The sequence below is a fragment of the Klebsiella sp. 28 genome (assembly GCF_018223905.1).
Taxonomy (GTDB): Bacteria; Pseudomonadota; Gammaproteobacteria; order Enterobacterales; family Enterobacteriaceae; genus Klebsiella; species Klebsiella pneumoniae.
On the sequence record NZ_JAGRQY010000057.1, the window covers coordinates 89,098 to 102,746 of the forward strand.

Below are 13,649 nucleotides of genomic sequence, written 5' to 3' on the forward strand. Positions count from 1 at the left end.
TCCTTAATAAAAGAAGGCGGAAGGATTACTCATCATCATACTGAGGACCGGCATAATTATCGAAACGCGACCACTGGCCGTTAAAGGTCAGTCGCACGGTGCCGATCGGGCCGTTACGTTGTTTACCAATGATAATTTCCGCGATGCCTTTAAGATCGCTGTTCTCGTGATAGACCTCATCACGGTAAATGAACATGATTAAGTCGGCATCCTGTTCGATAGAGCCGGACTCACGCAGGTCGGAGTTGACCGGGCGCTTATCGGCGCGCTGCTCCAGCGAGCGGTTAAGCTGCGACAGCGCCACCACCGGCACCTGCAGCTCTTTCGCCAGCGCCTTCAGCGAGCGGGAGATTTCGGCAATCTCAAGGGTACGGTTGTCGGAGAGCGACGGCACGCGCATCAGCTGCAGGTAGTCGATCATAATCAGTCCGATGCCGCCGTGCTCGCGGGCGATACGCCGCGCGCGGGAGCGCACCTCCGTCGGCGTCAGGCCGGAGGAGTCATCGATATAGATATTGCGCTTTTCCAGCAGGATGCCCATGGTGCCGGAGATCCGCGCCCAGTCTTCGTCGTCCAGTTGACCGGTACGAATGCGGGTCTGATCGACGCGCGACAGCGAGGCCAGAGAACGCATCATGATCTGTTCCGAGGGCATCTCGAGACTGAAGATTAATACCGGTTTGTCCTGCAGCATCGCCGCGTTTTCCACGAGGTTCATCGCGAAGGTCGTTTTACCCATCGATGGACGGGCGGCGACGATAATCAGATCCGACGGCTGCAGGCCGGCGGTCTTTTTGTTGAGGTCGTCGTAGCCGGTATTGACCCCGGTGACGCCGTCATGGGGCTGCTGGAACAGCTGTTCGATACGGGCGACGGTGGCATCGAGGACATCGGCGATGTTCTTCGGCCCTTCGTCTTTGTTGGCCCGGCTTTCGGCGATTTTGAAAACCCGGGATTCGGCGAGGTCGAGCAGATCTTCGCTGGTTCGCCCCTGCGGGTCGAAGCCGGCTTCGGCGATCTCGTTGGCCACCGAAATCATTTCGCGCACCACCGCGCGTTCGCGCACGATGTCGGCATAGGCGCTGATGTTAGCCGCGCTGGGCGTGTTTTTGGACAGTTCGGCCAGATAGGCGAAGCCGCCCACGCTGTCCAGTTGCCCTTGACGCTCCAGCGACTCGGCGAGGGTAATCAGGTCAATCGGACTGCCGGACTCTTGCAGGCGCGCCATCTCGGTAAAAATATGACGGTGCGGACGGGTATAAAAGTCGTCGGCAACGACGCGTTCGGCGACGTCGTCCCAGCGCTCGTTATCCAGCATTAAACCGCCCAACACCGACTGCTCCGCTTCAATCGAGTGCGGCGGGACTTTCAGCCCGGCGAGCTGCGGATCGCGTTCGCGGGTTTCTGTCTGTGGTTTGTTGAAGGGTTTATTTCCTGCCATAGCCTAACATTTCACCGATCCGGAAAAGAGCGTGACAGTATAGCGAGAAAGCCATTGCCGCTAAAGAACCCATTAAGCGTGGCAGGCCTGAGGCGGGTAAGAAAATCCGTCGCCGCCGGCGCAGGCTGTTAAGCTTACTGAATAATCTCGGAACAACACAGGAGCGAACATGGCAACACGCATCGAATTTTCGAAACACGGGGGACCGGAGGTGCTTCAGGCGGTTGAGTTCACGCCACGCGATCCCGCAGAACATGAGATTCAGGTCGAAAACAAAGCCATCGGCATCAACTATATCGACACCTATGTTCGCAGCGGCCTCTATCCGCCGCCGTCGCTGCCGAGCGGCCTGGGCACCGAGGCGGCCGGCATCGTCAGTAAAGTTGGCCATGGGGTCACGCATATTAAGGTAGGCGATCGGGTGGTGTACGCCCAGTCGGCGCTCGGCGCCTACAGCACGGTACACAATGTGCTAGCCGACAAAGCGGCGGTCCTGCCGGACGCTATCTCTTTCGAACAGGCCGCCGCGTCGTTCCTCAAAGGATTAACGGTCTGGTATCTGCTGCGCAAAACCTATGAAATTAAGCCTGATGAGATGTTCCTGTTTCACGCGGCCGCTGGCGGCGTGGGGCTGATAGCCTGTCAGTGGGCGAAAGCGCTGGGGGCGAAACTTATCGGTACCGTCGGCAGCGCGCAGAAAGCGCAGCGCGCCAAAGAGGCGGGCGCCTGGCAGGTGATTAACTATCGCGAGGAGTCTATCGTGGAGCGGCTCAAGGCGCTCACCGACGGTAAGAAAGTGGCCGTCGTCTACGACTCGGTGGGGAAAGATACCTGGGAGGCCTCTCTGGACTGCCTGCAGCGCCGCGGCCTGATGGTCAGCTTTGGTAACTCCTCCGGTCCGGTGACCGGCGTTAATCTGGGGATCCTGAATCAAAAAGGCTCCCTGTACGTCACTCGCCCATCGCTGCAGGGCTATATCACCAACCGGGAAGAGCTGGAGGAAGCCTGCAGTGAATTGTTTTCGCTGATCGCCAGCGGGGTGATTAAAGTGGACGTGGCTGAAAGTCAGATCTATCCGCTGAGCGAAGCGCGGCGGGCGCATGAAGTTCTGGAGAGCCGGGTGACGCAGGGTTCGAGTTTGCTGCTGCCATAAGTTGGCAGAAGGGGCAAAAGTTTAGGGCTTCCACCTGGGAAGCCCTTACTTTTTTTTAGTTCGGCTGTATGTAGGGTACAGCGCGATGAATTCGTTAACGCGCTAATAGTGACAGATTTGCGCAGCAATGCCTACGCGGTTGTCTGCAAAATTGTTCAGGTTGTGACGCACCCCTCAATACCTTAGTAACGCCAACGGTTATTGTCGCGAAAAGCGTTTCCGTTCGGGGATTTCAGCGCCCGAATAATCCACACCATCGCCACCGCCAGCAGCAGCCACGGCAGTAATTTGATCATCAAGGCGAACAACCCGCCGACGAACATCAGCGCCGTCGCCACCACGATTGCCGCGATAATCCCCAGCAGCGATACGCCGGTGACCAGCAGCATGACAAAAAATCCAATGACAAATAGCAGTTCCAGCATGGTTCTCTCCCCAAAGAATGAATACTTCACTCTGCAGGTATTACAAAAAGCATGCCAACCATAAGCTTTTGACTTTAAAAAAAAACGCCCCGCGACGGTGCGCGAGGCGTGGTCAATTTCACCTGGTTTTGGTCAGAAATTAACGTTTATCGGCCACCAGCTTCAGGGCATGCTCCAGCACTGCAATATCGGCGCCGGCTTTATGCGCATTTTCGCTCAGGTAGCGACGCCACTGGCGAGCGCCGGGGATCCCCTGAAACAGCCCCAGCATATGGCGGGTAATATGGCCCAGATAGGTGCCCTTGCTGAGCTCGCGCTCAATATAGGGGTACATGGCTCGCACCACCGCTACCGGATCGGCATCCGCGCCGGCGACGCCGAAAATTTCGCGGTCGACCGAGGCCAGAATGCCCGGGTTCTGATAGGCCTCACGCCCGACCATCACCCCATCCATATGCTCAAGCTGTACTCTGGCTTCGTCCAGCGATTTGATGCCGCCGTTGATCGCCATCGTAAGGTGGGGGAAATCGCGCTTCAGCTGCCAGACGCGGGGGTAATCCAGCGGCGGGATCTCGCGGTTCTCTTTTGGACTCAGGCCGGAGAGCCAGGCTTTGCGGGCGTGAATAATAAACATCTCACACTCGCCCTTGCCGGAGACCGTCCCAATGAAGTCGCACAGAAACTCATAGCTATCCTGGTCGTCAATGCCGATACGGGTTTTCACCGTGACCGGAATCGACACCACATCGCGCATCGCCTTGATGCAGTCGGCCACCAGTGGCGCATTGCCCATCAGGCAAGCGCCAAACATCCCGTTCTGCACGCGGTCGGAGGGGCAGCCGACGTTGAGGTTGATCTCATCATAGCCGCGCGCCTCGGCCAGCTTCGCGCACTGCGCCAGGGCCTGGGGATCGCTGCCGCCGAGCTGCAGAGCAACCGGGTGCTCTTCTTCGCTATAGGCCAGATAGTCCCCTTTGCCGTGAATAATCGCCCCGGTGGTCACCATTTCGGTATACAGAAGCGTATGCCGCGACAGCAGCCGCAGGAAGTAGCGGCAGTGTCGGTCGGTCCAGTCGAGCATCGGCGCGATGGAGAAGCGGTGAGCAGGGAAAACAGGTGACGTTGATTCAGGCATCATGGCGAATAAATAAGCATCCGGGTAAAAAGGGGCGCTACTATAGCATAAAGATACACCACAGGCGCATAGTGCGCCGCGCTTCGCCCCTCACCTGAAATGATTACTTTTTCCGCGGCTTGCCGTCGTGTGGACCGAAGAACTGCGGCGGATGGTCAACCCAACGATCCTGGCGCGTCGCGGCATAGCCGGGATTGAGCGGGTAATAAATGCGGTTGTACTTCTTGTTGGCCTCGCCCACCACCAGCAGACGAACTTCCTGCTCGGTGTTATTGAGAAAGGTGTGGCAGATGCCGGTACCAGCGGGAAAACCCACGCTGTCGCCGGGCTCCAGCTTCCAGAGATAGCCGTTTATCCACACTTCCGGATAGCCCTCCAGCACGTAGATGAACTCTTCCTCATCGCTCTCCGCGTGTGGATAAGAGGTGCGCCGCCCGGGCGGCAGCCGCTCGTGGTGGATCCCCAGCCGGTTGAGACGTAAACCTCGCCCCAGCGGCGCGCCGATTGAAAAACGCTCCGGGCTGTCGGGATAAGTAGCATCGTCGGGCCCTTCCAGTTCGCGCCAGTGGCGAATGCAATCAGGTCGTTTCATCGTTTTCTCCCGAAAATGAGACACTTCAGATATAGCATACCCAGGGTCGGGCGTGTTGTGATTAAATCGGACATGGTGGTTTTAGCGAGCGGCTAAGGCGTAGTCTGCTCGAGAATAAGCGGCCAGCGCTCGGGACGGGCGTCGGTGCCGACAACCTGAAGTATGACCCGTATCACCTGCCGGCTCTCGGTGTTTTCTGAGGAACGTGATAAAGTAACAGATTCAAATTCACGCAACCCGAGGATGCTCATGGATAAGACCCCTTCGCAAGAGATGTTAGCGCATGCTGAAAAGCTTTGCGCACAGCGCGGCGTACGCCTGACTCCACAGCGTCTGGAAGTGTTGCGCCTGATGAGCCTGCAGCAAGGGGCAATCAGCGCCTACGATCTGCTGGACTTGCTACGTGAAAAAGAGCCGCAGGCGAAGCCGCCGACGGTTTACCGTGCGCTGGAGTTTTTACTCGAGCAGGGTTTTGTCCATAAGGTAGAGTCAACCAATAGCTATGTGCTGTGCCATCTGTTCGACCAGCCGACCCATAGCTCGGCCATGTTTATCTGCGACCGCTGCGGCGTGGTAAAAGAAGAAGCGGCGGAAGGGGTGGAAGATATCATGCATACGCTGGCGGCCCGCATGGGGTTTGCCCTGCGCCACAATGTGATAGAAGCTCACGGGCTTTGCGCGGGCTGCGTGGAAGTCGAAGCCTGCAGCACCCCGGGACACTGCCAGCACGATCATACTATTCAGCTCAAAAAGAAAGCCCGCTGAGCGGCTGCCGCAGCGGGAAAAAGGGTTAACGGCGCGTCCCTGCGCCATTCAGACAGGCACTAACACAAATGCTTCATTCTTCGGATCAAGGAACGCTACCAGCGATAGTCGTTCTTATGCTCCCAGTCTGAGACTTCTTTCTCAGCCTGATCTTTCTCATAGCCGTAACGCTCCTGAATTTTGCCGACCAGCTGGTCGCGCTTCCCTTCGATTACGGTCATATCATCATCGGTAAGTTTGCCCCACTGTTCCTTGGCTTTACCTTTAAACTGTTTCCAGTTACCGCCGATTTCGTCTTTATTCATAATAACGTCCTCATCATTCGGTGGGTTTACAGCCCGTTTTGTGCCGGACATGGTATTAACTATAGATGAGAATGCTGGCGTCGATTCGTTATTCGGAATTTTTAACCATCGCACCGCGGGATAACGCGAAGAGGATGTTCCCGGCTTGCGCCACGCTGAGCCGGGCTATTGAATCGCCCTGTAAGCGTAGCGCGACCGGGGAAGGTCACGGCTAGCGGCAATGACGGGAGATGACTAACTAAACCATGTGCCGCGTCGCCAGTGACGACGCCAGATCAGCGCCAGCGACAGGCCGCGCAGGGCGAGGAACACCGCCAGCGCCAGCCACAGACCATGGTTGCCAAGCACCGGTAGCGTAAGCAGCGTCACGGCAAACCCAGCCGCGGCGACCGCCATACTGTTCCTCATCTCAGCGCCGCGCGTCGCGCCGATAAACATGCCGTCCAGCAGATAGCACCAGACGCCGACCACCGGCAGGATCGTCTGCCAGATCAGATAGCGATCGGCCAGTTGCTGCAGGGAAGGCAGTGAGGTTAACAACGCGATAATGTACTGCCCCGCCAGGCTGTAAATCAGGGCAAACGCCAGCGCCACCATGCCGGACTGCCGGCAGGCCGCCCGCCACACCTCCAGCAACTGGCTACCGTCGCGCGCGCCGTAGGCCTGGCCGGAGTGAGCCTCCACGGCATAGGCAAAGCCATCCAGCGCGTAGGCGGTAAAGGTCAGCATGGTCATCAGTACGGCGTTAACCGCCACGATTTCGCTGCCCAGACGGGCGCCGAATACGGTCAGCGCGCCAAAGCACAGCTGCAGCAGCAGAGAGCGCAGCATGATGTCCCGATTCAACGCCAATAAACGGCGCAGATCCCCGCGCCAGGCGTTTTTCAGCATCGCCAGCGACACGCCGCGCAGCGTCAGCACCCGCTTCGCCATCAGCAGGCCAATAATGAGGGTGGCGTACTCCGCGGTGACCGTGGCCAGCGCCGCTCCCTGGACGTTCATCCGCAGGCCCATCACCAGCCACAGATCGAGCACAATATTCAACAGATTACCCACCACCAGCAGAATAACCGGCGCCCGGGCGTACTGGACGCCCAGCAGCCAGCCGAGCAGCACCAGGTTGGCCAGCGAGGCGGGGGCGCTGAGCCAGCGAATTTCGAGAAACCGTCTCGCCTGCTCAAGCACCGCCTCGCTGCCGCCGACAATATGCAGAGCGAGGTCAATTAGCGGCAGGCGAAGCAGGATAATCAGCACCCCGGCGCCCAGCGCCAGGGCCAGCGGCTGCACCAGCGCCCGCGCCAGGCGCTGCGGATCTTTGGCGCCCCAGGCCTGAGCGGTGAGCCCGGTGGTGCTCATGCGCAGGAACAGCAGCAGCATGAAGAGGAAACTGGTGGCCGTCGCCCCGACCGCTACGCCGCCGAGGTATACCGGGCTGTCCAGGTGGCCGATCACCGCCGTATCCACCAGCCCCAGCAGCGGGACGGTGATGTTGGAGAAAATCATAGGGAGGGCAAGACGCCACAGCGCTTTATCGGCAGCGTTGAGCAGCATGTTTGAGGACCTGATTGAGGAAAAACGTCGCAGCGTCACGCAACAGATGACGCTGCGCAGAGGCAGGCGCTACAGCCATTCTCCATTACGGATCACGCCAACGGCCAGACCCTCAATGGTAAAACTCTGCTGGCGCAGATCGACGACGATCGGGGAAAACTCGCTGTTTTCCGGCAACAGTTCAACGACATTGCCCTGCTTTTTCAGACGCTTCACCGTCACTTCTTCATCGATACGCGCGACAACCACCTGGCCGTTACGCACATCCTGGGTTTTGTGGACCGCCAGCAAATCGCCATCCAGAATACCGATGTCTTTCATCGACATCCCACTGACGCGCAGCAGGAAATCGGCGTTGGGCTTAAACATCGACGGGTCGACCTGATAGTGGCCTTCAATATGCTGCTGCGCCAGCAGCGGCTCACCGGCGGCGACGCGGCCGATCAGCGGCAGGCCTTGCTCTTCTTCCGTCAGCAGGCGAATACCGCGAGAAGCGCCGGAGACGATCTCGATCGCGCCTTTACGCGCCAGCGCTTTCAGGTGTTCTTCCGCCGCGTTTGGGGAACGGAACCCCAAGCGCTGAGCAATTTCCGCACGCGTCGGCGGCATGCCCGTCTGGCTGATATGATCCCTAATGAGATCAAACACCTCTTGCTGCCTGGTCGTTAACGCTTTCATTCCGCCCCCTGGGTGTATATACAGTTATGCTGTGAGTATATACAGCTAACGGTGATTTTGGAACCACATGGCACACAAAAATCGGCGGATTGTTCATATTTTGCGAGGGTTAGCGAAGAACGTTAGTGATAATGGCTCCACAGCAGCGTTCCCCAGGTGATCAGCGCGATGATAATCGCCAGCAGAACCGCCGCCGACCCCATATCTTTGGCGCGCCCTGAAAGCTCGTGAAAATCCGAGCCGATACGGTCCACAACCGCTTCAATCGCGCTGTTGAGAATTTCGACTATCATCACTAGCAGGACCGAGCCAATCAGCAATACGCGGGTGATGGCGTCGACGTCCAGCCAGCAGGCTACCGCGACGGCCACGATAGCGGCGACGCCTTCCTGACGAAACGCAGCCTCGTTGATCCACGCCGCGCGAAATCCTTTCCAGGAGTAACCTGCCGCCTTAATGATCCGGGTTAACCCGGTGGTATTATTGGCCATCACAAAACCTTTTTACGTAAATGACGTCGATGAGTGTGCGCGTTTGCCGCGTGGTAACGGAAATTTTGCCCACTTTCTGTTATTCTTGCCGCGCATTTGCATGATTAACCAGAGGCTTCACATCGTTTATGTCCGGCTGGCAACGAATTTACTATAAATTACTGAATTTACCATTACAGGTGCTGGTAAAAAGCAAGTCTATTCCGGCAGAGCCTGCCCAGGAATTAGGACTCGATACCTCGCGTCCGGTCATGTACGTCCTGCCCTATAATTCGAAGGCGGACCTGCTGACGCTGCGCGCCCAATGCCTGGCGCATGATTTACCTGACCCGCTTGAACCGCTGGAAATCGACGGCGCCCTGCTGCCGCGTTACGTATTCATCCACGGTGGGCCGCGCGTATTTACTTATTACACGCCAAAAGAAGAGTCCATCAAGCTGTTCCACGATTACCTCGATCTGCACCGCAACCATCCGGACCTCGATGTGCAAATGGTGCCGGTTTCGGTCATGTTCGGCCGTTCGCCGGGTCGCGAGAAAGGAGAAGTCAATCCGCCGCTGCGGATGCTGAACGGCATTCAGAAATTTTTCGCCGTCTCCTGGCTCGGCCGCGACAGCTTCGTGCGCTTCTCGCCGTCCGTTTCGCTGCGCCGCATGGCGGATGAGCACGGTACCGATAAGATCATCGCCCAGAAGCTGGCTCGCGTCGCTCGCATGCATTTTGCCCGCCAGCGGCTGGCCGCCGTCGGCCCGCGTCTGCCGGCCCGCCAGGATCTGTTTAATAAACTGCTGGCCTCGAAAGCGATTGCCCGCGCGGTGGAAGACGAAGCGCGCAGCAAGAAAATTTCGCACGAGAAGGCACAGCAGAACGCTATCGCGCTGATGGAAGAGATTGCGGCGAACTTCTCATACGAGATGATCCGCCTGACCGACCGCATTCTCGGCTTCACCTGGAACCGCCTGTACCAGGGCATCAACGTGCATAACGCCGAGCGCGTACGCCAGCTGGCGCACGACGGCCATGAAATTGTCTATGTCCCCTGCCACCGCAGCCACATGGACTATCTGCTGCTCTCCTACGTCCTGTACCATCAGGGGCTGGTCCCTCCGCATATCGCGGCGGGCATCAACCTCAACTTCTGGCCGGCCGGGCCGATCTTCCGCCGCCTCGGCGCCTTCTTTATTCGCCGCACCTTTAAGGGCAACAAGCTCTATTCCACCGTGTTCCGCGAATACCTTGGCGAACTGTTCAGCCGCGGCTATTCCGTGGAGTATTTCGTCGAAGGCGGCCGCTCCCGTACCGGCCGCCTGCTCGATCCGAAGACCGGTACGCTGTCGATGACCATCCAGGCGATGCTGCGCGGCGGAACCCGACCGATCACCCTGGTGCCGATTTACATCGGCTATGAGCACGTGATGGAGGTAGGAACCTACGCCAAAGAGCTGCGCGGCGCCACTAAAGAGAAAGAGAGTCTGCCACAGATGGTGCGCGGTTTAAGCAAGCTGCGCAACCTGGGCCAGGGTTACGTTAACTTCGGCGAACCGCTGCCGCTGATGACCTATCTTAACCAGCATGTGCCGGATTGGCGGGAAGCGATCGATCCGATCGAAGCGGTTCGCCCCTCCTGGCTGACGCCGACGGTGAATAGCATCGCCGCTGACCTGATGGTGCGCATCAATAACGCTGGCGCGGCCAACGCCATGAACCTGTGCTGTACGGCGCTACTGGCCTCCCGCCAGCGTTCGCTGACCCGTGAGCAGCTCACCCAGCAGTTAGAGTGCTACCTCGCGCTGCTGCGCAATGTGCCCTATTCTCCGGATGCGACCGCCCCATCCGCTTCGGCCAGCGAGCTCATCGATCATGCACTGCAGATGAACAAGTTCGAAGTGGAGAAGGACACCATTGGCGACATCATCATCCTGCCGCGCGAGCAGGCGGTGCTGATGACCTACTATCGCAACAATATCGCCCATATGCTGGTGATGCCGTCGCTGTTAGCCGCTCTGGTGACTCAGCATCGTCATCTCAGCCGCGCCGAAGTGCTGCGTCATGTGGAAACACTCTATCCGTTCCTCAAGGCCGAGCTGTTCCTGCGCTGGGAAAAAGCGGAGCTGGCCGGAGTGGTGGATGCGCTGATTGCCGAGATGCTGCGTCAGGAGCTGATCGTCGTCGATGGCGATGTCATGAGCCTCAACCCGTCGCACTCTCGCTCCCTGCAGCTGCTGGCCGCTGGCGCCCGCGAGACGCTGCAGCGCTATGCCATCACCTTCTGGCTGCTGAGCGCTAACCCGGCGATCAACCGCAGCTCGCTGGAAAAAGAGAGTCGCACCGTGGCCCAGCGTCTGTCGGTGCTACACGGCATCAATGCGCCGGAGTTCTTCGACAAAGCGGTGTTCAGCACCCTGGTGTTGACCCTGCGCGATGAAGGCTATATCAGCGACACCGGCGACGCCGAGCCGGAAGAGACCCTGAAGGTTTATCGGATGCTGGCGGATTTGATTACGTCGGATGTCCGACTGACCATTGAGAGCGTCACGCAGGACGACGCGTAACGCGGCGTTTGCTGCCCCCCGGAATGCCGGGGGGCAGCGGACAGGAGGTTACAGATAGCTCATCGCCAGGCCGAGGAACAGCACCAGCCCGACGTAGTTATTGTTCATAAACGCTTTGAAGCAGTTATCGCGGTCGCGATTGAAGATAAGCTTCTGCTGCCAGCCAAACAGACCCGCCGCCACGAACAGCGACCAGTAATATTCCCAGCCCAGCCCATTCAGCCAACCCACCGCGCCCATCAGCACCAGTACGGCCACCTGCAGGATACCGATAATCAGACGATCGTTTTCGCCAAACAGGATCGCCGTCGACTTGATGCCGATCTTAACGTCGTCATCGCGATCCACCATCGCATACTGGGTATCGTAGGCCACCGCCCACAGAATATTGGCGAGGAACATCAGCCAGCAGCTCAGCGGCAGCGATTCGCTGACGGCCGAGAAGGCCATCGGGATCGACCAGCCAAAGGCCGCGCCCAGCACCACCTGCGGCAGATGAGTGTAGCGCTTCATAAACGGATAGACCCACGCCAGTGCCAGCGCCGCCACCGACAGCAGAATGGTCATGGTGTTGAGGGTGAGCACCAACAGGAAAGAGAGCAGCACCAGCACGATAAACAGCGTTCGCGCCTCTTTCTCGGTGACATCGCCGCTCGGCAGCGGACGGCGGGCGGTACGCTTTACGTGACCATCAAATTTTCGGTCGGCATAGTCATTCACCACGCAGCCGGCGGCGCGCATCAGCCAGACGCCGGCGACGAATACCGCCAGGATCCACAGCGGCGGGACGCCCGGCGAGGCCACCCATAGCGCCCACAGCGTCGGCCACAGCAGCAGCAAAGCGCCGATCGGTTTGTCAGTGCGCATCAGGCGATGAAACGCCAACAGCTTATTCTGCGACAGACTCCACTCCATTTTTTCTTCCTCTTAGTACAACGGCGACGCAGGCAAAAAAAGCTCGGTCAGCAGCAGGGGTTTGCCGCTCAGCCGCAGGCGGGAACGACGCCCCCACAGCGCTGCATCGCGACCAATTTCAATAAAATCGCGGGTTAATGTCGACGACGTAAACAGGTATCGGCCCAGCGGAGTTTGCCCGAGCTGCTGTAGCGCCAACTCCGGACCACACAGCGTCGACTCCGGCGCCACCGTGCGCCCGGCCAGCCAGGGCTCGCCATCGGCATTGAGTATAATCTCCCGCAGCCAGTAGCGCGGCTCGTCGGGCAGCAGCGCCGCTTCGTCAGTCAGCGTGTCACGGCCGATATACCCTTCGTTAACCAGGGTCACGGTGACCTGCTTTCCTTGTTGTTCAAAGCGCTGGGTCATTGAGTCCTCCAGCAGCAGCCAGTCACTTAGCGGCGGCGGCAGGGATGGCATAACGGCAAAATAGCGCAGCGCACGCAGTCGCGTAAGCGCAGGATGGGACATGCCTGATTCTCCGGTACATAACGTGAAAGCATTGTATCGCAGAATAGGCGGTTGGTGGCGGGCAAACGTCAATATACGATCATTCACGCAACAGCCATGCAACAGGCTGCCGCGCGTGCAAAAAAAGGTGCATCCCGGAGGATGCACCTAAAGGCTGTGCCTAAACATCAGCATTGTGGGGAGACGATTACCCCTTGCCTTTTACACTGCTGATAAAGGTGGAACGAGCGGATTTCGAGCCGAGGCGCTCAGCTTCGTTCATCAATTTCAGGGCTTTGTCGATGTCACCTTGTTTCACCGCCTGCTTAATACCATTGTTGAAGTAGGTTTCGGTATCGCTGAGCATCGGTTCGCTTTTGGCGGCCGGCGCCGCGGCGGCGGCTGGCGCGGCTACCGGCGCCGCGGTGTTGCCGACGGTTACCGGACCCGGGCCGGAGGAGCCGAACAGCGGCCCTACCAGCACGCTGGAAGTGCTATTAGTTTTCACTTTCAGCTTCAGCACGCCATCGGTGGTATGTTTAGCGATCGGATCCGGGATATCCGGGGCCGCATTGCCGGCGCCTTTGGCATAGGCTTTCGCCGGATCCAGCAGGGTCGTGGTCTGCTGGAGATCTTTTTCAGTGGTAAACACCAGCACATAGAGCTTTTGCTGGCCCAGCGCCGGGGTCAGGCGCATCACGCCGCCCAGGCGGTCAGCGGTCATCACGCCCGGCTGCTGATAGGTAAAGTAATTGCTGGGGAAGAACGCCGCGGGCGTCATGTTCTGGTCGAGAATCAGCACGTTCGGCGCAAAAATCTGCTTATGTTTGTTCAGTTCGCTGTCGAGCGTCAGGGTCAGCTCACCGATATTGGCCGGCACGCTCCAGGCGGCGACCGGTCCGACGATCCCCGGGACATCCAGGCGTTGACCGCCGGTGGTTAAATCAACGCTCTGCGTCTTTGATTGATCGGCAGGCGTCCAGATCAGCTGCTGCAGCGCGCTGGCTGGAATAGCCGGCGCGGCGCTGGTGTTCTGCGGTACAAAGTTAACATCGGCAAGGCTCATCCCCGGCACGCATGCCAACATCCCTGCGGATAAACACAGAGCGACGAGAGTTTTCTTCATTTTCATTCTTCTCACCTTGGATAGCATCGGT

At 58.6% G+C, this 13,649-nt stretch carries 15 protein-coding genes; 4 read left to right on the forward strand and 11 right to left on the reverse strand.

Going from position 1 to position 13,649, the window contains the following annotated elements:
- Positions 1-25: 25 nt before the first annotated feature.
- Positions 26-1,441, reverse strand: a complete 1,416-nt coding sequence (gene dnaB, locus KHQ28_RS10605; RefSeq protein WP_002884942.1) for a replicative DNA helicase — start codon at positions 1,439-1,441, stop codon at positions 26-28.
- A 169-nt stretch (positions 1,442-1,610) separates the two neighbouring features.
- Between dnaB and KHQ28_RS10610 the strand changes: the two genes are divergently transcribed.
- Positions 1,611-2,594, forward strand: coding sequence for a quinone oxidoreductase (locus KHQ28_RS10610; protein ID WP_002884941.1), 984 nt, complete (start codon positions 1,611-1,613; stop codon positions 2,592-2,594).
- 182 nt (positions 2,595-2,776) lie between these two features.
- Here the strand turns inward: KHQ28_RS10610 and pspG are convergent, their stop codons facing one another.
- The 3 genes from pspG to KHQ28_RS10625 form a co-directional block, all read right to left on the reverse strand.
- On the reverse strand, positions 2,777-3,019 hold the full coding sequence (pspG, locus tag KHQ28_RS10615) for an envelope stress response protein PspG (RefSeq protein ID WP_032418204.1): 243 nt from the start codon (positions 3,017-3,019) through the stop codon (positions 2,777-2,779).
- 139 nt (positions 3,020-3,158) lie between these two features.
- The gene (dusA, locus tag KHQ28_RS10620) at positions 3,159-4,157 is read right to left on the reverse strand and encodes a tRNA dihydrouridine(20/20a) synthase DusA (protein ID WP_032418205.1); all 999 of its coding nucleotides are present in this window, start codon (positions 4,155-4,157) and stop codon (positions 3,159-3,161) included.
- Positions 4,158-4,257: 100 nt separating this feature from the next.
- Entirely contained in the window at positions 4,258-4,746 is a 489-nt protein-coding gene (locus KHQ28_RS10625; RefSeq protein WP_002884935.1) for a cupin domain-containing protein, read from the reverse strand.
- Positions 4,747-4,995: 249 nt separating this feature from the next.
- Here KHQ28_RS10625 and zur point away from each other — a divergent pair, with 249 nt between their 5' ends.
- Positions 4,996-5,511, forward strand: a complete 516-nt coding sequence (gene zur, locus KHQ28_RS10630) for a zinc uptake transcriptional repressor Zur (protein ID WP_002884931.1) — start codon at positions 4,996-4,998, stop codon at positions 5,509-5,511.
- A gap of 95 nt (positions 5,512-5,606) precedes the next feature.
- Here zur and KHQ28_RS10635 read toward each other — a convergent pair whose 3' ends face one another.
- The gene (locus tag KHQ28_RS10635; protein ID WP_004151747.1) at positions 5,607-5,816 is read right to left on the reverse strand and encodes a CsbD family protein; all 210 of its coding nucleotides are present in this window, start codon (positions 5,814-5,816) and stop codon (positions 5,607-5,609) included.
- Between the two features lie 65 nt (positions 5,817-5,881).
- Here KHQ28_RS10635 and KHQ28_RS10640 point away from each other — a divergent pair, with 65 nt between their 5' ends.
- A complete protein-coding gene (locus KHQ28_RS10640; RefSeq protein WP_004219133.1) occupies positions 5,882-6,031 on the forward strand; it encodes a hypothetical protein in 150 nt (49 codons plus the stop codon).
- 19 nt (positions 6,032-6,050) lie between these two features.
- On the opposite strand, the gene dinF is transcribed toward KHQ28_RS10640, so the two are convergent.
- The 3 genes from dinF to KHQ28_RS10655 all read right to left on the reverse strand — a co-directional run bounded on the left by dinF (position 6,051) and on the right by KHQ28_RS10655 (position 8,536).
- A complete protein-coding gene (gene dinF, locus KHQ28_RS10645) occupies positions 6,051-7,367 on the reverse strand; it encodes an MATE family efflux transporter DinF (protein ID WP_032418207.1) in 1,317 nt (438 codons plus the stop codon).
- 69 nt (positions 7,368-7,436) lie between these two features.
- Complete coding sequence (gene lexA, locus KHQ28_RS10650; RefSeq protein ID WP_002884822.1) at positions 7,437-8,045, reverse strand: transcriptional repressor LexA; 609 nt, start codon at positions 8,043-8,045, stop codon at positions 7,437-7,439.
- A 122-nt stretch (positions 8,046-8,167) separates the two neighbouring features.
- On the reverse strand, positions 8,168-8,536 hold the full coding sequence (locus KHQ28_RS10655) for a diacylglycerol kinase (protein ID WP_002884819.1): 369 nt from the start codon (positions 8,534-8,536) through the stop codon (positions 8,168-8,170).
- Positions 8,537-8,664: 128 nt separating this feature from the next.
- On the opposite strand from KHQ28_RS10655, the gene plsB reads away from it, so the two are divergent.
- Positions 8,665-11,088: a glycerol-3-phosphate 1-O-acyltransferase PlsB gene (gene plsB, locus KHQ28_RS10660; RefSeq protein WP_004178269.1), complete on the forward strand. Its 2,424-nt coding sequence runs from the start codon at positions 8,665-8,667 to the stop codon at positions 11,086-11,088.
- A 48-nt stretch (positions 11,089-11,136) separates the two neighbouring features.
- Here plsB and ubiA read toward each other — a convergent pair whose 3' ends face one another.
- From ubiA to malM, 3 genes are all read right to left on the reverse strand, one after another.
- Complete coding sequence (ubiA, locus tag KHQ28_RS10665; RefSeq protein ID WP_023287012.1) at positions 11,137-12,003, reverse strand: 4-hydroxybenzoate octaprenyltransferase; 867 nt, start codon at positions 12,001-12,003, stop codon at positions 11,137-11,139.
- A gap of 12 nt (positions 12,004-12,015) precedes the next feature.
- Positions 12,016-12,513, reverse strand: a complete 498-nt coding sequence (gene ubiC / locus KHQ28_RS10670; protein ID WP_032418208.1) for a chorismate lyase — start codon at positions 12,511-12,513, stop codon at positions 12,016-12,018.
- A 187-nt stretch (positions 12,514-12,700) separates the two neighbouring features.
- Positions 12,701-13,624: a maltose operon protein MalM gene (gene malM, locus KHQ28_RS10675; RefSeq protein ID WP_004151749.1), complete on the reverse strand. Its 924-nt coding sequence runs from the start codon at positions 13,622-13,624 to the stop codon at positions 12,701-12,703.
- Positions 13,625-13,649 lie beyond the last annotated feature (25 nt).

Excerpts from the sequence above, each read along its gene's own strand:
- lexA (WP_002884822.1), bottom strand. The coding sequence starts at position 8,045 with ATGAAAGCGTTAACGACCAGGCAGCAAGAGGTGTTTGATCTCATTAGG.
- KHQ28_RS10625 (WP_002884935.1), bottom strand. The coding sequence starts at position 4,746 with ATGAAACGACCTGATTGCATTCGCCACTGGCGCGAACTGGAAGGGCCC.
- pspG (WP_032418204.1), bottom strand. The coding sequence starts at position 3,019 with ATGCTGGAACTGCTATTTGTCATTGGATTTTTTGTCATGCTGCTGGTC.
- plsB (WP_004178269.1), top strand. The coding sequence starts at position 8,665 with ATGTCCGGCTGGCAACGAATTTACTATAAATTACTGAATTTACCATTA.
- dusA (WP_032418205.1), bottom strand. The coding sequence starts at position 4,157 with ATGATGCCTGAATCAACGTCACCTGTTTTCCCTGCTCACCGCTTCTCC.
- KHQ28_RS10610 (WP_002884941.1), top strand. The coding sequence starts at position 1,611 with ATGGCAACACGCATCGAATTTTCGAAACACGGGGGACCGGAGGTGCTT.
- KHQ28_RS10640 (WP_004219133.1), top strand. The coding sequence starts at position 5,882 with ATGAGAATGCTGGCGTCGATTCGTTATTCGGAATTTTTAACCATCGCA.
- zur (WP_002884931.1), top strand. The coding sequence starts at position 4,996 with ATGGATAAGACCCCTTCGCAAGAGATGTTAGCGCATGCTGAAAAGCTT.
- dinF (WP_032418207.1), bottom strand. The coding sequence starts at position 7,367 with ATGCTGCTCAACGCTGCCGATAAAGCGCTGTGGCGTCTTGCCCTCCCT.
- dnaB (WP_002884942.1), bottom strand. The coding sequence starts at position 1,441 with ATGGCAGGAAATAAACCCTTCAACAAACCACAGACAGAAACCCGCGAA.
- KHQ28_RS10655 (WP_002884819.1), bottom strand. The coding sequence starts at position 8,536 with ATGGCCAATAATACCACCGGGTTAACCCGGATCATTAAGGCGGCAGGT.
- KHQ28_RS10635 (WP_004151747.1), bottom strand. The coding sequence starts at position 5,816 with ATGAATAAAGACGAAATCGGCGGTAACTGGAAACAGTTTAAAGGTAAA.
- ubiA (WP_023287012.1), bottom strand. The coding sequence starts at position 12,003 with ATGGAGTGGAGTCTGTCGCAGAATAAGCTGTTGGCGTTTCATCGCCTG.
- ubiC (WP_032418208.1), bottom strand. The coding sequence starts at position 12,513 with ATGTCCCATCCTGCGCTTACGCGACTGCGTGCGCTGCGCTATTTTGCC.
- malM (WP_004151749.1), bottom strand. The coding sequence starts at position 13,624 with ATGAAAATGAAGAAAACTCTCGTCGCTCTGTGTTTATCCGCAGGGATG.